Source organism: Ruegeria sp. AF5 (genome assembly GCF_056541905.1).
Window position 1 is genome coordinate 35421 of sequence record NZ_JBQFYZ010000015.1, and the last position, 18947, is coordinate 54367.

The 18947-nt window shown below is 56.4% G+C and carries 18 protein-coding genes; 3 read left to right on the forward strand and 15 right to left on the reverse strand.

What is annotated here, in order from left to right:
• Positions 1-31 precede the first annotated feature (31 nt).
• The 9 genes from ACR0DS_RS16655 to ACR0DS_RS16695 form a co-directional block, all read right to left on the reverse strand.
• Positions 32-1300, reverse strand: a complete 1269-nt coding sequence (locus ACR0DS_RS16655; RefSeq protein ID WP_480560244.1) for an ABC transporter permease — start codon at positions 1298-1300, stop codon at positions 32-34.
• Complete coding sequence (locus ACR0DS_RS16660; protein ID WP_209597330.1) at positions 1297-2217, reverse strand: ABC transporter permease; 921 nt, start codon at positions 2215-2217, stop codon at positions 1297-1299. Before ACR0DS_RS16660 ends, ACR0DS_RS16655 begins: the two co-directional genes overlap by 4 nt.
• A gap of 12 nt (positions 2218-2229) precedes the next feature.
• Positions 2230-3342 (reverse strand): ABC transporter ATP-binding protein, encoded by a 1113-nt coding sequence (locus ACR0DS_RS16665; RefSeq protein ID WP_480487392.1) that lies wholly within the window; start codon positions 3340-3342, stop codon positions 2230-2232.
• Positions 3343-3458: 116 nt separating this feature from the next.
• Positions 3459-4583 (reverse strand): extracellular solute-binding protein, encoded by a 1125-nt coding sequence (locus ACR0DS_RS16670; RefSeq protein WP_209507630.1) that lies wholly within the window; start codon positions 4581-4583, stop codon positions 3459-3461.
• Positions 4584-4707: 124 nt separating this feature from the next.
• Positions 4708-6693, reverse strand: a complete 1986-nt coding sequence (locus ACR0DS_RS16675; protein WP_480560242.1) for a beta-galactosidase — start codon at positions 6691-6693, stop codon at positions 4708-4710.
• Positions 6690-8336 carry an amino acid ABC transporter permease gene (locus ACR0DS_RS16680; protein WP_480560240.1) on the reverse strand — a complete coding sequence of 549 codons (1647 nt, stop codon included), beginning with the start codon at positions 8334-8336 and terminating at the stop codon, positions 6690-6692. The genes ACR0DS_RS16675 and ACR0DS_RS16680 overlap by 4 nt, the downstream gene beginning before the upstream one ends.
• A gap of 66 nt (positions 8337-8402) precedes the next feature.
• Entirely contained in the window at positions 8403-9152 is a 750-nt protein-coding gene (locus ACR0DS_RS16685; protein ID WP_480487386.1) for a basic amino acid ABC transporter substrate-binding protein, read from the reverse strand.
• A 22-nt stretch (positions 9153-9174) separates the two neighbouring features.
• Complete coding sequence (locus ACR0DS_RS16690) at positions 9175-10221, reverse strand: LacI family DNA-binding transcriptional regulator (protein WP_480560238.1); 1047 nt, start codon at positions 10219-10221, stop codon at positions 9175-9177.
• Complete coding sequence (locus tag ACR0DS_RS16695) at positions 10221-10970, reverse strand: sugar phosphate isomerase/epimerase family protein (protein WP_480560236.1); 750 nt, start codon at positions 10968-10970, stop codon at positions 10221-10223. Before ACR0DS_RS16695 ends, ACR0DS_RS16690 begins: the two co-directional genes overlap by 1 nt.
• Positions 10971-11190: 220 nt before the next feature.
• Between ACR0DS_RS16695 and ACR0DS_RS16700 the strand changes: the two genes are divergently transcribed.
• The 3 genes from ACR0DS_RS16700 (at position 11191) to ACR0DS_RS16710 (ending at position 13426) form a co-directional block, all read left to right on the forward strand.
• Positions 11191-11319 (forward strand): family 1 glycosylhydrolase, encoded by a 129-nt coding sequence (locus ACR0DS_RS16700; RefSeq protein WP_480616868.1) that lies wholly within the window; start codon positions 11191-11193, stop codon positions 11317-11319.
• A gap of 91 nt (positions 11320-11410) precedes the next feature.
• A complete protein-coding gene (locus ACR0DS_RS16705; RefSeq protein WP_480560232.1) occupies positions 11411-12460 on the forward strand; it encodes a glucokinase in 1050 nt (349 codons plus the stop codon).
• Between the two features lie 39 nt (positions 12461-12499).
• Complete coding sequence (locus ACR0DS_RS16710; protein ID WP_480560230.1) at positions 12500-13426, forward strand: carbohydrate kinase family protein; 927 nt, start codon at positions 12500-12502, stop codon at positions 13424-13426.
• Positions 13427-13550: 124 nt separating this feature from the next.
• On the opposite strand, the gene ACR0DS_RS16715 is transcribed toward ACR0DS_RS16710, so the two are convergent.
• Genes ACR0DS_RS16715 through bioB form a run of 6 tightly spaced genes read right to left on the reverse strand, consistent with a single transcriptional unit; the run spans position 13551 to position 18930 of the window.
• Positions 13551-14306, reverse strand: a complete 756-nt coding sequence (locus ACR0DS_RS16715; RefSeq protein WP_480560228.1) for a methyltransferase domain-containing protein — start codon at positions 14304-14306, stop codon at positions 13551-13553.
• On the reverse strand, positions 14303-14923 hold the full coding sequence (locus ACR0DS_RS16720) for a pimeloyl-ACP methyl esterase BioG family protein (protein ID WP_480560226.1): 621 nt from the start codon (positions 14921-14923) through the stop codon (positions 14303-14305). The genes ACR0DS_RS16715 and ACR0DS_RS16720 overlap by 4 nt, the downstream gene beginning before the upstream one ends.
• Positions 14920-16206 (reverse strand): adenosylmethionine--8-amino-7-oxononanoate transaminase, encoded by a 1287-nt coding sequence (gene bioA, locus ACR0DS_RS16725; RefSeq protein WP_480560224.1) that lies wholly within the window; start codon positions 16204-16206, stop codon positions 14920-14922. Before bioA ends, ACR0DS_RS16720 begins: the two co-directional genes overlap by 4 nt.
• The gene (gene bioD, locus ACR0DS_RS16730; RefSeq protein ID WP_480507022.1) at positions 16203-16823 is read right to left on the reverse strand and encodes a dethiobiotin synthase; all 621 of its coding nucleotides are present in this window, start codon (positions 16821-16823) and stop codon (positions 16203-16205) included. The genes bioA and bioD overlap by 4 nt, the downstream gene beginning before the upstream one ends.
• Positions 16820-17953: an 8-amino-7-oxononanoate synthase gene (locus ACR0DS_RS16735; protein WP_480507023.1), complete on the reverse strand. Its 1134-nt coding sequence runs from the start codon at positions 17951-17953 to the stop codon at positions 16820-16822. Before ACR0DS_RS16735 ends, bioD begins: the two co-directional genes overlap by 4 nt.
• Positions 17950-18930: a biotin synthase BioB gene (gene bioB, locus ACR0DS_RS16740; RefSeq protein WP_209507670.1), complete on the reverse strand. Its 981-nt coding sequence runs from the start codon at positions 18928-18930 to the stop codon at positions 17950-17952. The genes ACR0DS_RS16735 and bioB overlap by 4 nt, the downstream gene beginning before the upstream one ends.
• Positions 18931-18947 lie beyond the last annotated feature (17 nt).

Here is an 18947-nt window from a genome sequence, read left to right on the forward strand (position 1 = left end):
GCAGTTGCGTTGGTTGCCGCTTAGCACAGCATTAGTCGCTTTTCAGGCTGTTGGGGTCAAACACCCCTCCGAAACCACTGTTGTTGGATGGCTCACTCTCGGATTCAGAAGTACCTTCGTTGCTTTCATTCTCGCTACCATCCAGCGAGTTCGGAGCGAAGACATTACCAAAACCGCTGTTATTTGACGGCTTTGGCGCGGTTTGGGCATCACCCTGCCCGGCTTTTTCCGCCTCCTGCTGTTTGCGGCGTTCCTCACGCTGCTTGCGAAGTTCCTGAATGCGTTGTTCCGCTTCCAGCTGTTTTTGCTCGCGAACATCGGCAATGCATTGCGCCGGACTGTAGGTCGCCGCTGTGCCGATAACAATGATCGTTGCAACCGCAAATGCGACCAACAACACGGCGGCCATGTTACCGGCAAAGAAACTGGGCAGCTTGATCTTTCCAGCCAGTTCCTCGACCGTTGCGTTCTTACGCGCCGCGGCCACCAGTTCCTGACGTTTCAGCTTGGCTTCGTTAAGCAGAGCGAAGAAAACCGTCAGCGCAACGATGATGAATGCCAGCGCCGAGATCGCAGGCGTGATGCCGTAGCGAACCTTCTGAGCCAGCTCAATCGTCAGCGTCGGGTATTCACCAAAGGTGAAAGTGGTGGTGTTGTAGTTCTCGAACGAAGCCAAGAATGCCAGCACCGCCGCCGAGGCAATCGCCGGGCGCATGAACGGCAGCAGGATTTTGCGGAAAGCCTGAGCGTGGCTGGCCCCAAGGTCCAGCGCAGCCTCGGTCAGGGCGACATCATAACGCTGCAACCGCGCCACCAGCACCAGCATACAGTAACTGGCGATGAAGGTGGATTGGCCGATCACCGTCAGGAAAATACCGTTCGACAGAAAGCTGTCTGCACCCAGCCCCAGCATCCGGTTGATCCGGTCCCAGAAGACCAGCGTCGAGATACCAAGAACCACACCGGGGATCAGGATCGGAGCGATGATGACTGTATAGTAGGTCGCACGAAGCTTCGGCCAGATCTGGGTCAGCATCAGCGCGCCCGCCAAACCCATCGCCACGGACAGAATCACTGTGCCAATTCCGATGATCAGCGAGTTCTTGATACCGTTCAGGATTCGCTGATCCTGAAACAATTCACCAAACCATTGGAATGTCAGACATTCCCATGGGCTCATCCGGGGGAACCCGGACGAGTTGAACGCGGTGATCGACATGATCACAAGCGGGCCCAGCAGATACAGGAAGAAGATCGCCAGATAGACCCAGATGCTTATACGGAGGAAGGAATTGTTCATTTCCCGATATCCCCCATGTTCACTTTGAACAGGCGCATCATGGCCAGTACGAACAGAATACAAGTGACCAACAGAACGATTGCGTAGGCGGCGCCCTGTGGCCAGTCGTTGTTGTCATTGAATTGCTGATAGATCAGTTGGGTGAACCACAAACTGGACGGCCCGCCCAGAATTTGCGGCGCAGCCAACGCACCGGCGGACAACATGAAGACCATGGTACAGCCCGAGCTGATCCCCGGCTTGGCATAAGGAATGACCACACGCCAATGTATCCGCCACCACGGCGCCCCAAGGTCGCGTGCTGCTTCGATCTGGTTTTTGTCCAGACTTTCAATCACGTTATACATCGGGAAAATCATCAGCAGAATGTAGGCGTATCCCAGACCCGCATAGAGCGCGATGTCATTGCGAATGAAGTCGAACGGCGTATCCCAGATGCCCAGTCCCGTGAACAACGTGTTCAACACACCTGTTTCCCCAAAGATGATGCGTAGCGCAAAGGCGCGCAGGATTTCGTTGATCCAGTAAGGGATGATCAGCATGATCGCAAAGATACGAATATGGCTACCTTCGGCCTGACCCAGGTAATAGGCAATCGGATAGCAGATGATCAGGTTGAAAACCGTCACAAAAACCGCAGCCACAAGAGTTCGGAAAAACACCCTCAGATCAACGGTGTTGTAGTCCTGACTGCCGCCTTCGGGGCCATAAATCAGATATTTGTAGTTCTCTAGCGTATATACGTCTTTGGGTCCGCCGATCTCTGGCGGCGGCAGGTTCGGACGGAACGAGAAGTCCAACATCGACAGCTGCGGAAGGATGATCAGGCCGATGGTCCAGAACAGAACCAGACCCAGGATCGCCACTCCCATGCCGGTGCCGTTGCGATTGAAGAAGTCTTTCAGAAACTGGGGCATGAGTTTTTCCCCTTATTCTGCAGCCAGTTCACCCGCAGGAACGATGACGGCATTATGCGTCTTGTATTCCAACGTGATGTTCTGTCCGGTGTGGTCCTCGAAGGATTGTCCATGGTTCGGGATCGACACCTTGATCTCTTTTCCACCTTCACCTTCGGTAAAGATGTTGAAGACGTTGCCTTCGAATTCTTCGTGGTTGACCCGCGCGGTAACAAAATGGTCACCCGAAGCCCCCTCGGGCGCAATGGCGAAGGCTTCGGGACGAATGAACATCATCGCACTATCGCCTTCTTTCATCTTGCCTTGGTTGGCGGTCGATATCCGTGCAACCAGGTCGCCCGAGCGGTTGGTCGAGATCAGCGCCTCGTTGCCCATGACCTGTTTGATCTTGCCACGGAAAACGTTGTTTTCGCCGACAAATGAGGCCGCGAAAGCCGTGTTGGGATCGTTGTAGATGGTTTTACCGTCGGCAATCTGGTCAATCACACCTGCACGCATGACGGCGATATTGTCTGACATGGTCAGTGCCTCGCCCTGGTCGTGTGTGATGTAGATAAAGGTAATGCCCACACGCTGCTGTATCTCACGCAGTTCCGTTCGCATGTGCTGGCGCAGTTTGAGGTCAAGTGCCGACAAAGGTTCATCAAGAAGCAGAACGTCCGGCTCGGCGCAAAGGGCGCGAGCGATGGCCACTCGCTGACGCTGACCCCCAGACAATTCGCTGGGAAGTTTGTCACCTTGCCCCGGCAGCGCGATCATGTCCAAAAGCTCATCAGCGCGCTTGCGCCGTTCGGCGCTGCTGGCACCTTTGATTTCCATCGAGAACGTGATGTTCTCCCAGACCTTCATCAAGGGAAACAACGCCAGGTTCTGAAAGATCAGAGCAGTGGGGCGCTTGTTGGGCCCGATGCCCCGCATGTTCTTGCCGCCGATCAGGACATTGCCTTCGCTAGGCTCGAGAAAGCCGGAAACAGCCCTTAAGATCGTTGTTTTTCCGCAACCCGAGGGCCCGAGGAACGAAAAGAAATCGCCCCCGTTTATATTGACGTTTGCATCGCGCACGGCGACGAAGTCACCGAAGCGGATCCACAGGTTTTCCAGATCGACTCCGACCCCTGCACTCATTTTTGGTATCTCCCTGAGGTGCGTGCTGTCACCACACCACATAGCTTTCCGTTACGCCGGAGCGGCGCACAGATTGTTGCCCCCCGCAGAACGCGAGGGGCATGGTTTCAGATCGCTTATGCGCTCTTGAACTTGTTGACGAACTCGGTCCGCGTTTCAGCATACCACGGTGCTTCGGCCGGCCACGGGTTGAGGTTGGCCAGCGAGTCGCCCGGATAGGCCTCGGCAAAGTTCTTCTTGTAAGTGTCGCCAGAATACTGGTCAGCCCCCAGAACAGGAGAGTTGTACCCGTGGCTGTCGATGGCAACACCGGCAGGTTTGGCCTGATAGGCGAAGTCGATGAAGGCATAGATCTGGTCGATATTCGCCGCGCCGGATGGAATCGACATCCCGTCAACCCATGCCATCGCCCCTTCGATAGGCGCCTGATAGTGCACCGGTTCACCAGCCGATTTCAGTGCCAGTGGTGGGCCGTCCCAGGTTTGACCGACAACAACACCTTCGTTCAGAAGGCCGTTCTTCTGCGTGTCGGCGTCGTTCCAGATCAGCTTGATGCGATCCTTACGTGCAATGCACCAGTCGGTGATCTGACCCCAGACCTTGCGCATGGTTTCTTCATCGCCATATGCGGCCCAGACCGAACCCGGTTCCATCTCGCCGGAACGCTCCATGTAGAGACCAGCGCCAAGCATCATCGAATGCGCACGACCCATGGTTTTGCCTGCGTTTTCTTCTGACCAGACGTCGCCATAGGATGGTGCGTCCCCAGCCGGCAGCCACAAGTCGGTGCGGTATGCAATACCTTCGGTGCCCCAGATATGCGGCAACCAGTGGACCCCGGCGCCGCCAAAGTTCCAAGCATCCGTACCGATTTTGGCCATGGCAGGGTTCACCAAGTCGACCGGAACCTTGTTCATGTCAAAGGGCTGCAACAGCTCCAGAGGCTCCCACTGCAACGAGCGGTTGTTGGTCGGCGAGACGATGTCAAAGCCCTGACCTTTGGTTGCCTTCATCTTGTTGATGATTTCTTCGTTTGAGCCGATCCCGGTGTAGTTCACCTTGATGCCGGTAAGGGTCTCAAACTCTTCGATAAAGCTGGGCGGCAGGTAATCCGACCACATCAGGATGTTGATTTCACCGGACGACGCCAGTGCGCTCTTGCTGTAAAGAGGCGCGGCAAGTGCAGCGGCACCTGCTCCTTTCAAAACAGTGCGTCTGGAAAGTGATGATTTGGTAACCATAGTGTTCTCCCGTTGTTGGACTCGATTTTTTTGTTTTCTATTCATAGGACTTTCTGCGCCCATCCGTCAGTCCAAAAGTGACAGTTTGCGAAAATCTTATGTCCAGTTTCGCGATTTGACACGTCTAAGCTGAATTATGAGGCGCCGCATTCTCCTGCCAAACGGTAATGTCCTTTGGATTGACCGGATCTGAACCAAGCAAAATTTGACGTGCAAGGCCAACAGGCAAAGGCTTTGAAACGTCACTGAAGTTGAACGCGTAGTAGGTCGAGCCGCGTTGGGTTATGCGCAAATCGGGATCGCAAGGCGTTGCATTTATCCCAGCCCAGTTCAGTACCTCACCGACAATCGCTTGCAAAAGCTCATTACGCGGAACCATTGCCAGATAGGTCGTGCGGTCAGAACGGATGACCGCCGGGCTGGCATCGCAATAAGCGCTCTTGAAGCGGGCCAAAACGTGCTCTTTGGTTTCGACGATTTCACGCCAGCCCGTGAATTCGAGTTGCTGACCATCGGGAAGAATCACAGCCTCCTGCGCAAGTGAAGGGAGTGATTCGACGCGCGTGACACGGATACCTGTTAACTTTGCCAGTTCGCCCGGAGCCAGATTGGAAGGAGTGTTCATCCCGGATGTCTTGCTGCCCGAACGGGCACCTATCAGTATCTTGGCTCCCGAAGCGTCAAGCTTGTCTGCAAGGTCAGCCGTCACGATCATGCTTTGCGGTAATACGATGAGGGCATAGCCGCTCAGTTCATCTTCAGGGCCAACAAAATCAAGATCGACCCCAAAACCACGAATAGCAGTGTGCCACTCGCGAAAAATCTGGACATTGGGGAAATCCCTGTCATGCGGCAGGATATCCGCCGCCCAGATCGAGGTATAATCCAGCAGCATTGCAACCCGCGCTTTTGCCCGCCTCTCGGGTGGCAAAATGGCGCGATCCTTTACGATCTCAGCCAATTCAATAGCAGCCTGATCCAGGCTGCCATCTGACCGCAATATCGCTGTATGGTATTGTTCTTGAGCAGATTTTGCCTGTCGCCAGCGAAAGAACATCACGGCTTGCGCGCCATGTGCATAGGCCGCCCAGGTCCAAAGCCGAACCATCCCCTCTGCCGGAGAGGGGTTCTTATCGGCCCAATCTACCGGACCCGGCTGCTGTTCCAGAACCCACATCCGACCGCGCCCCTGACTGCGATATAAATCACAATGAAATCCCTGATAGTCCGGTGCGCCGGTGCGCAGATAACGGCGCTTTTCTTCATCCGAAAGGGAAGAGCCCAATAGGTTCCCCAGCGGGTAACTGTCGAACCCGACAATATCCAGATCAGCAGCCACGACGTGGTGATCGAACTCGAAACTGCCTGCCATAAAGTTATGGGTGATATCCCGGCCCGGCGCATATTTGCGCAGAACATCCACCTGCGTTTTGTTGAACAGCCGAACCCGCTCTGAAGAATAGCGCGCGAAATCCAGCGCGTGGGCTGGATTGGGCATGGCGACCAGCCCGTTGGGCAGTTCGATCTGACCAAACCGTGAGTAAAGCGACCCCCAGAAAACGGTTCCCCACGCGTCGTTCAATACGTCGATTGCACCATATCGTTCCTCCAACCAGTTCTGAAAACCAGTCCGCGCGGCATCGGAATAGCTGAGAACTGTATCGTGGTCGTTATACTCATTGTCGATCTGCCACGCTTGTACATACGAATTCTGACCATATCTGCGAGCGTATTCGGTTGCGATCCTTTGCGCCTCGGTCAGATAAACCTCACTGGAAAAACAATAATGCCTGCGCGAACCGAACCCTCTGACCCGACCATCCGGCCCTACAGGCAGGATTTCGGGGTACTCATCGATCAACCATTTTGGGGGGGCGGCTGTTGGGGTGGACATCATGACCCGCAGACCGGCTTGCCCCAAAATCTCAATCACCTCATCCAGCCAGCCCCAGTGGAACTGACCGCGCGCGGGTTCGATCAGGCCCCAGGTGAATTCAGCAATCCGCACCCAATCCAACCCCATATCTGCCATTCGGGCAGCATCGTCTCGCCATTGCAAAGGGTCCCACTGTTCGGGGTAGTAACAAACCCCAAGTTCCAGCGCGCTCATCGTGTGTCCTTTGCCGTGCGTCGTTCGATCCACTTCAGGAAACTGGCGCAGCCGAGTGTGAGAACGACATACAGGATTGCTGCCGTGTTGAAGGGGGCAAAGGGCAAAAAGCTAGCCGCCTGAAATTCTCGCATCCTCTGGGTCATGTCGCGGACGGACAGGATTGACAGCAATGACGTGTCCTTGATCATCGCGATAAACTCATTGCCAAGCGGTGGAGTTACAATCCGCAGGGCTTGCGGCAGAACGATAAGCCGCGCCGTATGCCATCGCGACAAACCCAGAGAGCTGCCCGCTTCCAATTGGCCTTTTGGTATCGCCTCGATCCCGGACCGGAAAATTTCGGCCATATAGGCGGAATAACCAACCGAGATCGCGATGATCCCCCGTGTCATATTGGTCATATCGATACCGCCGCCGGTTACATCCTTGACTGCGCCCGCCAGCGGCAAACCGATATAAAGAATGATTACCAGCATCGGAATGCCGCGTATCGTATCCACGAAAAACTCGGCCCCGACCGCCAGCGGGTGCAGTTTATGCTGCGCCCCGCCGATGGTCAGTGTCAGCAACAAAAACCCGAGCACGGCAAATGCCAGGGCCGGATTGCGGTACTTATCGGGTAGAAATCTTGTTTGCCACAGGACCGGATAACCTTGCGTATGCGCCTCCGCCGGGACAAAAGCGCCCGAGACGCTGTCGACCGTTTCGATCTGTTCAAGCGCGGCAGTGGCATCGGTTGCGCTGCGGATCCGATACTGCTGACCATCGGCCCCCTCGAACTCGCCAAACCGGATGACGTCAGCCTGCGCCTGCGGCGTGCCGCGCACAACCGCGATACGCCCCTCGGTGCTGCCCACCAGAACAAAGCTGACCTGCGGCTGCATGAAGAAAAAGGCCGAGGCTGCCAGCAATGCCAAACTGATCGAACCATAGACGACCGTAGTACGCGCCTTTGGTTTAAACGATTGCAACCCGACCCAGACCAAACCAAGAATGGCCGCGAAGATATAGGCAAAGATGGCCGCGCGGAAAGTAATGGCCACCCCGGTCGCGAACTGCCAATGAGCCATGAACATGAGATAAAACAGAACCGCGCCTGTGAGACTCTCCAACCCCAACAAGACGCGCCCGCGCCAGGGCGGCTGCAAACGTGCCGACAATAGGCAAAGCGCGACTACAGCTGCGTAAACCGCCAGGAAAACCTGTAATCCCGTCTGAACCCTGGCGATCACGTCCGGAAACAGTACCCAGGTCTGATTGGACCGATCGATGAGGGGCGAGGTGTTTTCGCTGAGCGCATGAAAGAAGACCGACTCGGCAAATGGCATCAGAAGTTGAGGAGAAACAAAGCTGATGACCAAAAGCGCCGCAGCAGCCGGTAACGCGGCAAGCGCGCTGAACCTCAACCAGCCGGGGGAGTTTTGTGAAAACCGCGCGTAGCGGGCGCAAAGATATCCAAGGATCGCAACGGTCGAAATCAGCAGAAACCCTACAAAAATGGGCCCCGCGTCAATACCGATCCCCAGAATTGCGACCAACGACCGCAAGTATTTTGAGGATGTAGCGAACAGGTAGATAATAAAGGGCGCTGCAGCGAGCAACACCAGGTTACTCGGGCGGATCGTGCTGAGGCGCGACATGGAACTTCTCCGCTATGACAAGGCCCGGCGGCACTGGCCGCCGGACCAAAAAAGGGCGCTAATGGATCAGTTGGTGCCCCAGTACTTGGCTGTCAGCTCGTCCAGCGTTCCATCCTCCTGAATGGCTTTCAGACCAGCGTTAATTGCATCCACTGTCGGATCGCCTTCCTGAAACACGATGCCTAACGGGTCGGATTGCAGGCCTGTGATGCCAACAGTCAATTCGCCCGCAAATTCCTGTTCGTAGGCCGCCGCCGATGTGCCATCGATGATCACGCCCTGGACGTCTGCGTTCTGAAGCGCCAGAATGGCGGCCGAGAAGTTGTCGTAAAGGCTGACATTCTCGCGCCCGACAAGCTCTTCCGCCAATTGGGCGTTGGTCGTCGCGGTTTGCGCGGCCAGTTTCTGGCCACCGGCTTTGAAATCCTCAAGTGTCATGTCAGCATTATCGACCTGCAACAGAATGGCCTGGCTGACAACGATGTAAGGCTCGGAAAAATCCATGGTTTCTTCGCGTTCCGGTGTGATCGACACGCCCGAGATAACCAGATCGAACTCGCCCTGCTGAAGGGCCGCAAAGATACCGTCCCAGGCGGTGTTTACGAAGTTGGGAACGCAATTGACCTTCTCACAGATCGCATTCATCACATCGACGTCAAAGCCCACGATCTCTCCGGTTGTTTCATCCACGGTTTCCATCGGTGGGTATGTCGCATCGGTTCCGATTTTCAGAACACGACCTTCCAGGTCGGCAGCAATAACCGCTGGAGCCATAAGTGTCGTGAGTGTGGCAGCGGCAAGTAGGTTTTTAATCATGTTCAGGTACTCCTTTGTTGGATCAGGTGGTCTGCGCCGCATCCGGCGCCGGGGTGTCAGGTTGTCGCTCGATCAATGTGGCCCTGATCTTTTTCTGAATCTCGGACGGATCGACCCCGTCCAAAGCTTTCAACATGAACTCACCCAGCAGACGGCTTGTTTCAGCAATCGGCAAGTAATAAGTGCTAGGTGGCGGTACAAAATACTGGCTGAGCTTCAAGTCGTCGTTCGAGATGACCACAACGTCCCTGCCAACCTGCACTCCGGCTTTGTCGGCAGCTGACAGCGCCCCAAGGGTTATGGCCTCATTGGCGCAGATTATTGCGCTCGGCGGTTTCGGCAACTGCATAAGCGTCGCAAATTTCTGCTGACCGGATTCCGCAGTGGTCGGGCCGGTGGAAACCAGTGTCGGATCGAACTCCACACCGCATTCTGACAGCGCATCAGCATAACCCCGGCGGCGTTGCTGTGCATAGATCAGGTCATCCGGCGGGTTTATCAAAGCGATGCGACGATGCCCCAGCGCAAGCAGCCGGGTCGTGGCATCATAGGCCGCTGCCTGACTGTCGAGATCCACATAAGGATGCGGTTGAGGGCTGTCGCTCATGCCGTATGTGACAAAAGGAAAGCCCTGCCCCTGCAGATACGCGACGCGTTCATCATGAACACGCGTGCCGGAAAAGATCACGCCATCAGCCTGCCCTTCCTGCACGATGGACTTCAACGTTTGCAGCGCGGCCTCGCCATCACATGCGCTGAATACGCTCAGCTGATAGCGTGATCCCATTAGTGCATTGGATATTCCGGCCAGAATTCGCGTAAACTCTACACCTTCCCACTCTTCCGCGGCATCGTTCGAAACACGGACCATAACCGCGATTCGATAGGATTTATTGGTGCGCAGCTTCAGGCCATCCAGATTTACCCGATATCCCAGATCCGATGCAACTTTCTGAATCTCTTCCCGGGTTTCCCGTTTTACCGATACGGAACCCCGCAAGGCATTCGAGACTGTGCCAACCGAATACCCGGTACTTCTGGCAATCGATTTAATCGTCGCCCGCGCCATCACCCAAACCCTGCCAGTTGTTCCGTCAAAAATGACCGACCCGTTTGCAGGGTGCGCACGTGATCATCGGTTTCGTCATGTTCGACAAACAGGTCCGTGCAGTTGGTCGAGGCAAGCGCGCGCAGGGTTGCGTGCCAGTCAACCACGCCTTCGCCCATATCGCGCCAGCGCGCGTCACCTGTTCCGCCTGCTGGGTCGATATCCTTTGCATGCACGGACAGGATTCGATTGGCGTGGCGGCGGATCGCGTCCGCCGGATTCAGACCAGCCGCAACCAGCCAACCGATATCTGGCTGCCAAAAGACGTCTCCGCCGGAAAGGATCAGATCAAGAGGTGTGTCGCCAGCCTCACCGATAAGATCAAAATCATGATTGTGATACGCAAGGCTGATACCATGATCTGTCAGTTGGTTTGCCCATTTGGACAACTGGCCCGACACCGCCCTCCATCCCTCTTCAGTGTCGGGCCGCACCTGGGGCGCCAGCCAAGGCATGACAGCCACCCGGCATTCCATTAGGTTTAATACTTCGACGATATCCGTAAATCGCCCTTCAAACTCTTCCCAATCAAAATGTGCTGACCGAACATTAAGGCCTGACCCGATAATAATGCCCGCCATCTGAGCGGGGGTCAGGCCATGCAAGCCGGTGGTTTCGACATCTGAATACCCGCAGTTCGCAACCAATTGCAGTTGATCTGCAAGATCACCGCATTGCCGCACTGTGTAGAGTTGGGCAGAAACTCGCATCCTTCACCATTGAAACGTTTCAATTAGGGTGAATTACGAGCTGCACCCTTGTCAAGCGCCGTATGGTTGCGATCTGTATGGCCAGCCCTGAGAAGGGGCTCCGAACCTTTGCCCAAAACCCAGATGGGGTGGGCAATCGAGCCTTTTTTTCAACCGATTTCAGATCCAAACAATGAAGGGCTATACGAGCGGGCTACCAATCTGTATCACCGAAAACGGTATGGCGAGCGGGGAACGTCTTCAGAATGATGATCGTATGGATTATCTCAACCGACACCTGGCTGCCGTAAGGGACGCTTTGGCACAAGATGTTCCGGTAAAGGGCTGTTTTGTCTGGTCACTGCTGTGACAAATGCGATTGGGCCTTCGGATGTGGAAAAAGGTTTGGACTGGTGGACGTGAATTTTGAAACGCTTGAGAGAACACCCAAAGCGTCTTTCATGGCGCTCAAGCCTGCCCTTTCCGGGGGTCAGAACGTCTCTCAGCCGTTAGCGCAACCATCCAGTGCAGTGCATGAGCATTGGAATCTGGTTGCCGACATAGGAGGCACCAACACGCGGCTGGGCGTGGTAACGAACGGAGAGCTGACAGACCTGCGCAAGCGCCCAACGGGGACACTGGAAGATCTGCTGGAAGCGTTTCACGCGCTTAGGGATGAAATCGGAACAAATCCACAGGCGGTCGTGGCGGCGGGTGCGGGCCCTGTCCGGAACGGCACGATTCGGCTGACAAATGCCAATCTGGACCTGTCCGAGGCCGAATTGGCAAAGGCCACTGGTGCCAGTCATACGTTTGTAATTAATGATTTCACCGCTGCAGCGTGGTCGGTGGCAGAAGTAACCCAGAAAGATGTTGCCGTCTTGCAAGGTCACGCGACACCGCCCGCGGGCACGCGATTGGTGGTGGGCCCCGGCACAGGGCTTGGCGTGGGGGCGTTGCTGTTTTCCGAGGGCCACTATCACACAGTCTCTGGCGAAGGTGGGCATGTGGGCCTGTATCCGCGTCACCGCGACGAAGTTGACATCTTTGAAGCAGCCCGCAGCATTGCGCCTGAGTGTTTTTTTGGTGACAGCCTCGCGCTGGAAGCTGAAATGTTCCTGAGCGGTACGGGCTTGCCTATCCTCTATCAGGCGATCGGGCTGGCGGCAGGCCATATGCAGACACCAACGCGCTCGGCGAAAGACATTCTGCTTGATGCCCGCGACCGTTCTGACCCCATCGCGGTACAGGCCGCTCGGATGTTCAACACCCATCTGGGGGCTTTGATGGGCGACATGGCCGTCACACTGATGCCTGCAGGCGGAGTATTTCTTGTTGGCGGTGTCGCAGAAAAGAACCGCTGGTTATTCGGTGATGAGTTCAGAGAGGCGTTCAACGGCGGTGGCCGTTTCAGCGAACTGCGCCGCTCATTGAACCTTTATGTGTCCGAGCAAGCAGAATTCGGCATCATCGGGGCGAACAATTTCTGCAAGAACGCTTTGATGCGATAGCAAGTCTTCCTGACGAAAAATTCTGAAAAGGACTACGAAATGATCCTGTGCTGTGGTGAAGCCCTGATCGACATGATTTCCGAGCCGACAGTGTCGGGCGCACAAGGATTTGTACCGCACACAGGTGGGGCGATATTAAACACAGCGGTCGCAGTCGGTCGTCTGGGTGTTTCCGTCGGAATGCTGACCGGTGTGTCGTCTGACATGTTTGGCCAACAAATTACAAAGGCGCTGAATTCAAGCCATGTTGACACGTCACATGTGATTGTCTCTAACCGCCCCACGACCCTTGCCTTTGTACAGCTTAAAGATGGTCACGCCACTTACAGCTTTGTTGATGAAAACACCGCCGGACGAATGCTGCAACCCGAGGACATGCCGGACCAGCTTACAGCCGTGTCCGCCTTGTATCTTGGGGGTATCAGCCTGGCATGTGAACCCTGCGCGGATGCTTATGCCTCCCTTCTGAATCGCCACGGAGCGGATCGCGCAGTGATGTTGGATCCGAATATCCGACCGGGCTTCATCAAGGATCAGACCCGGTATCGAACCCGTCTGAACCGCATGATTGCGCAGTCCGATATTGTGAAGGTTTCAGACGAAGATCTTGACTGGATCATCCCGGGAGCCGAACCCGAGGCGGCTAAAGCGTCTCTTTTGTTGCAGACCGGTCCGTCAGCCCTCATCGTGACCAGGGGTGGCGACGGGGCGAATGGGTACCTGGCCGACGGATCCAAGGTTTCGGTTCCTGTGAAACCTGTTCAGGTTGTCGACACAATCGGCGCGGGCGACACGTTTAACGCTGGTGTTCTGACTGAACTCAGCCGCGCAGGGCATTTGACAAAGCAAGGGCTGCGCAATCTGACCTCCGAAAGCTTGCGGGCGGCCATGGCGTTGGGCGCAACTGTTGCCGCCGTAACAGTATCACGCGCCGGGGCAGAACCGCCCTGGGCACATGAGATTTGATTGCCTGCAAAAACCCGAAAAAACGAACTGGTGACAATCGCTTCAAGGCCGAGGGCCGTGGCTGCGGAGATTGCGACCGTCTGGCAGGCTCACAAATTACGTTTGGCCACGGCAGAATAAGCACCTATCGCTTCCGGGCAATGATCCACACGGGATGATATGTCAGTGAGACCCCGCGATCCGTGCCGAACTCCTTAGCGTATTCGTTTTCGAACCGAGCCAGCGTGGACTTGGTCCATGTCCCTTGCGCCCTGCCGTTTACACCTGTTCTTCGCAAATACCTAAGTACCTCGCGGGGCGTATCGAAATAGGTTTGCCTCAGGCTTTCACCAACGGCCAATACCTGCATCGGGCCGTCGACAGCAGCGGCAAGAGCAGTCGGCGTAGTAAGTCCCGGTGCACGCGCAGTTGATCCAATCTGACTAAGCTCTTGATATTGCTGAGGGCCAAAACCCGAAACCGCCAACCACCCGCCGGGCTCCAGCGCGTCCATCGCTTTGTGAAGCAATTGCAACGGGCTTGCCATCCATTGGATCATCGAAGCCGAGGCGATCAGATCAATCCGGGAAGGCCAGTGAACTTCACGCGCATCACCGGCAATGAACGTGGCCTGTTCCGCATCCGCCGTTGCCTGAGCCTGCGGCGCGATGTCGTTCAATATGAGGTTTGGCAGGTGAAATTTTTGTCGCATCAGACGGGTCAGATGCCCTGTGCCACATCCCAGCTCGAAGACAGTTTCAAAGCGGTCCGGGACTCCGGCACGACGCAGTTCGGACACCAGCTTGCCTGCGACCCAGGCTTGCTGATTTGCCGTGTCGTGGTAGGTTTGAAAGCTTCGGCTAAAGCTCCGCTGCACCCTGTCTGCCAGTTGCGCTGTCATGATACCCAACTCGCCCAACTTTGCTCCGGTAGGAATGGTACGTGCGGCCCCGCAACATGTTCGACTCGGGCCGAGGTTGAGGCCCATGCGGCATCTTGGGCCGCTGTCGGAATGATCCGGTCGTTTGTGGGTATCCACACCCTGTCAAAACCCGGATCAGGGGCAGACCCGCGTTGGATCACGGCAAATAGTTCCCGCCGCGCCGCTGCGATGTCCAGTTCCGGGGGCTCGCCTGGCAAACCCGCGCGGCGGCAGAACTTGGCAAAGCTGCGCTCGGAAAGCTGAGCCGCCGTTGCCTTGATCATGTCAGGCGCAATACCACGTTCCGGGCACGCCGGGTGCAAAGTGCCGCTGATGGCGATCAATCGGTCGGGACGAAAGCCCGAGCACGCCAGCCAATGTGCAGCCGACGCGACACCAAAGGAAAAGGCCAGCATATCAATGTGATCGAAACGGGCGAGATCAGGCAGGGGGTCATTGAGGCTGGTGTAGCCTTCCACCAACAGGATATTCCCGCCCCCCGTAAGACCCCGGAACGGAGCATCGCTTAATGCCCATCCACCGAACACAAGGGTCAGAATACTGTCGTCTGATTGGGCCAGCCAACGGCTTTTCATTTCTGCCCCCCAGCCAGAGCAAGCATCGCAGACGTTACCCTGCTCAGTTCGTCCGGCGAAATAACATAGGGAGGCATGCAATAAATATTGCGAGCAAACGGGCGCAGCCAAACACCGGTTTCTGCGGCCAATCCATGTGCGATGGAGGGGTCGACCCGCTCTTCCATCTCGATAACGCCAATTGCGCCAAGAACGCGCACATCTGCAACACCGGGCAGATTGCGCGCGGGCGCGAGTTCGGTTTTCATCTGCTGCGAGATTGATGCAACTTCCTGCTTCCAGTTTCGCTGTTGCAACTGGTCAAGGCTCGCCACACCTGCCGAGCAAGCCAAAGGGTTGGCCATGTAGGTGGGACCGTGCATCAAAACACCGGCCTCGCTTTCGCCAATCCCGTGAGCGACGGCCTCGGTCGCAATAGTGGCGGCCAAAGTGATATGCCCACCGGTCAGCGCCTTGCCAAGACACAGGATATCCGGAACTACCCCGGCGTGATCCATTGCAAACATCTCGCCGCTGCGTCCGAAACCGGTCGCGATTTCATCGAAGATCAGCAAAACGTCATGCGCATCACACAAGGCACGCGCCCCGCGTAACCAGGTGGGGTGATAGAAGTACATCCCACCAGCGCCCTGCACCACCGGTTCAAGGATCAGCGCGGCGATCCTGTTGCCTTTGTCATTCAGCAACGCCTCTAGCGCCTCCAACCCGTTCTCGGAAGGATCGTCGAGCCACACATCGCCGAACTGGATGTGAGGGCGTGGCAGAAAGTGCTGGATCGACAACGCACCGCGAAACAGACCATGCATCCCGTTGACGGGATCACAAACGCTCATCGCTTTCCATGTGTCGCCATGATAGCCACCCCGGATCGTGGCAAATTCAGACCGTTCGCCCCGGCCTTTGGCAATCTGGTACTGGACTGCCATCTTCAACGCGACTTCAATCGCGACCGAGCCGCTGTCGCTGTAGAAAATGCGATCCAGGCCATCTGGCAGAAGGTCGACCAACCTGCGCCCGAGTTCCACGGCGGGTTCGTGGGTCAGACCGCCAAACATCACATGCGGCAGTGTATTCAGCTGCATTTGCATCGCATCGATGATGGCCGGGTGCCTGTGGCCATGCACCGTACACCACCAGGACGACATTGCGTCGATCATTCTGATGCCATCAGCACGCGTCAGCCAGACACCTTCTGCCCCGGAAATCAGGTGCATCGGGCCGGGTTCAAGCACATGTGTATAAGGGTGCCACAGATGGCGCGCATCAAATTCCAACGGGGTCACAGGAACCTCCGAATGGTCGCCACATCGATTGCCGAAAATGCGCCGTTCAGGCGCTGCGGTGTCAGGTCGCTCAGAAATGGCAGGCGTCCCAGATGATGCACTTTACACATCTCGACGATGGTTTGCTCTACGTCCGGCACGGGGTCACCCACGAATGCGACGCCGACAACCTCGCAGCCAGCAGCCCGAAGCGCCATTAGAGACAATGTGGTGTGGTTGATCGTTCCCAAGGCGGTGCGCGCAACAAGAACAACCGGAGCCTGCCATCCGGCAATCAGGTCCAGAAAAAACGACTGGCGGTTCAGCGGCACCATAAGGCCCCCTGCCCCTTCGACAACAAGAGGCCCGTCCACTTTCGGAATTTCAAGACGCGAGAGGTCAATCTCAATACCCATGTCTTCGGCAGACAGATGCGGTGAGGCGGGCATGTTCAGCCGGTACGCTTCGGGCAGGACCTCGGCACCGCTCAGCGCGCTGACGGTTTCAGTGTCTGTAACATCCTCAAGACCAGATTGAACAGGTTTCCAGTACCGAGCCTGCAAAGCTGCCGCCAGACCGGCCGAAAACACGGTTTTCCCGACACCTGTGTCGGTTCCGGCAACGATCAGCGCGCTCATGCGGCCTCCGACTGACAGATTGCGATGGTTGAAAATAGGGTCGAGATATCCTGAAGGGTGACATTTCCGGTAATCGAGACGCGCAAACGGGATGTGCCTTTTGGGACAGTGGGCGGGCGGATGCCCCGAACGTCAAAACCCTGCTGCTGCAAAGTGGCCGCCATCGCCATTGTGCGCTCGTCGTCTCCCAGTACAACCGGGATGATCTGGCTGTTCAACGCGGCTGCGGGCAACCCCAGTTCCCGTGCGGTGTCATGGGCATGGCGCATACGTTCATGCGCACCTTCAACCAGACTGACATCCTTGGCCAACTCCCGTAGCGCAGCACGAACCAGAGAAGCGTTCAAAGGCGACGGAGCGGTCGCAAAGATGAAGGGACGAGCGCGGTTGATCAGGGTATCTATCATCACGCGCGGACCGCAGATCAGCCCACCTGAGACACCAAGCCCTTTACCACAGGTATGCAATGTCAGCAGATCAGCATTCAGGTCATGCGCAAGACCCCGGCCTCGCCCTCCGAAAACGCCGGTGGCGTGGGCTTCATCAACAACCAAAACCGCATCAGCTTCGCGCGCAAGTACGGACAGGTCTTCCAGTGGCGCCAGATCACCTTCCATGGAATACACGCTTTCGACGGCAATCCAGACCTGGCCCGAACCGCCTGTAGATTGCCAGTCGCACAATACGTTACGTGCATCCGCAACATCATTGTGGCGGAAGGCACGCAGGCCTGCACGGCTGGACCGCATACCTTCATGGGCGCTCGCGTGAACCAGTGCGTCATAAAGGACCAAATCCTCAGCCGCAGGCAACGTGGAGAAGATCGCCTGATTGGCCTGAAACCCGCCTCCCATGAACAGTGCGGCCTCGGCTCCAAAGAATGCGGCCGCTTCCCGCTCCAGCGCTTCATGTTCAGGGTGGTTGCCCCGCAACAGACGCGAACCTCCCGAACCTACAGGCACACCCCGCGACAACGCATCATGCGCCGCACGTTGTAACACTTGAGATCCGGCAAGACCCAAATAGTCATTCGACGCGAAATCCAGCCCTTGTGTCGGGATCAAGGCCCGGCGGCGGTGCCGGGCTTGAAGCGCATCAAGCATCGATTCCAGTCGGTTGACTGCTTTCATTCGGCAGCTTCCGTGCAGTTTCGCGTTTCGGCTTTTTCGGCCTGAAGACCAAGTTTCGCAAACAGGACCGCGTCGGTGTCTTCTTCGGGGTTTTCTGCTGTCAGAAGCGTTTCGCCAACAAAGATCGAGTTGGCACCGGCGAAAAAGCACATCGCCTGCATCTCGTCACTCATGTCGCTGCGCCCGGCCGAAAGCCGCACATAGGACTTGGGCATCAAAATGCGGGCCGTTGCTATGATCCGCACAAAGTCGATCGGGTCAATCGGCTCGGCGTCGGCAAGTGGGGTATCGGCCTGCGGCATCAACATATTGATCGGCACCGAGTCCGGTGGAGGCGTCATGTTGGCCAATGTCAGCAACATGTCGATACGGTCACCAGTATGTTCACCCATCCCCAGAATGCCGCCTGAGCAAACCTTGATCCCTGCTTCCTGCACCCGGTTCATCGTATCGATCCGATCCGCAAAGGTACGGGTGGTGATGACTTCGGAGTAATAGCGTTCCGATGTGTCGATGTTGTGATTGTAATAGTCCAAACCGGCATCGCGCAGCTGCACCACCTGAGTGTCGTCGAGCATACCCAACGTCATGCAGGTTTCCATGCCCAGTTCCTTGACGCCCTCGACCATCGCGACCAGCGCATCCATGTCACGCGCCTTTGGCTCGCGCCACGCCGCGCCCATGCAAAACCGGGTCGCGCCGCCATCGCGGGCTTTCTTGGCCTCGGTCAGAACGCGCTGAACCTCGATCAGCTTCGATGCTGGTAAGGTTGATCCATTGCGGGCTGATTGCGAGCAATAGGCACAATCTTCGGCGCAGCCACCTGTCTTGATCGACAATAGCTTCGAAGTCTGGATCTGGTTTGGATCAAAGTTTTCCCGATGCACGGTCTGCGCACGGAACAAAAGGTCCATTAGCGGAAGATCATGAATAGCTTGCGCAGTTTTACGGGTCCAGCCGGAGTGTGGGATGATCATTTTATCTATAAAACTTT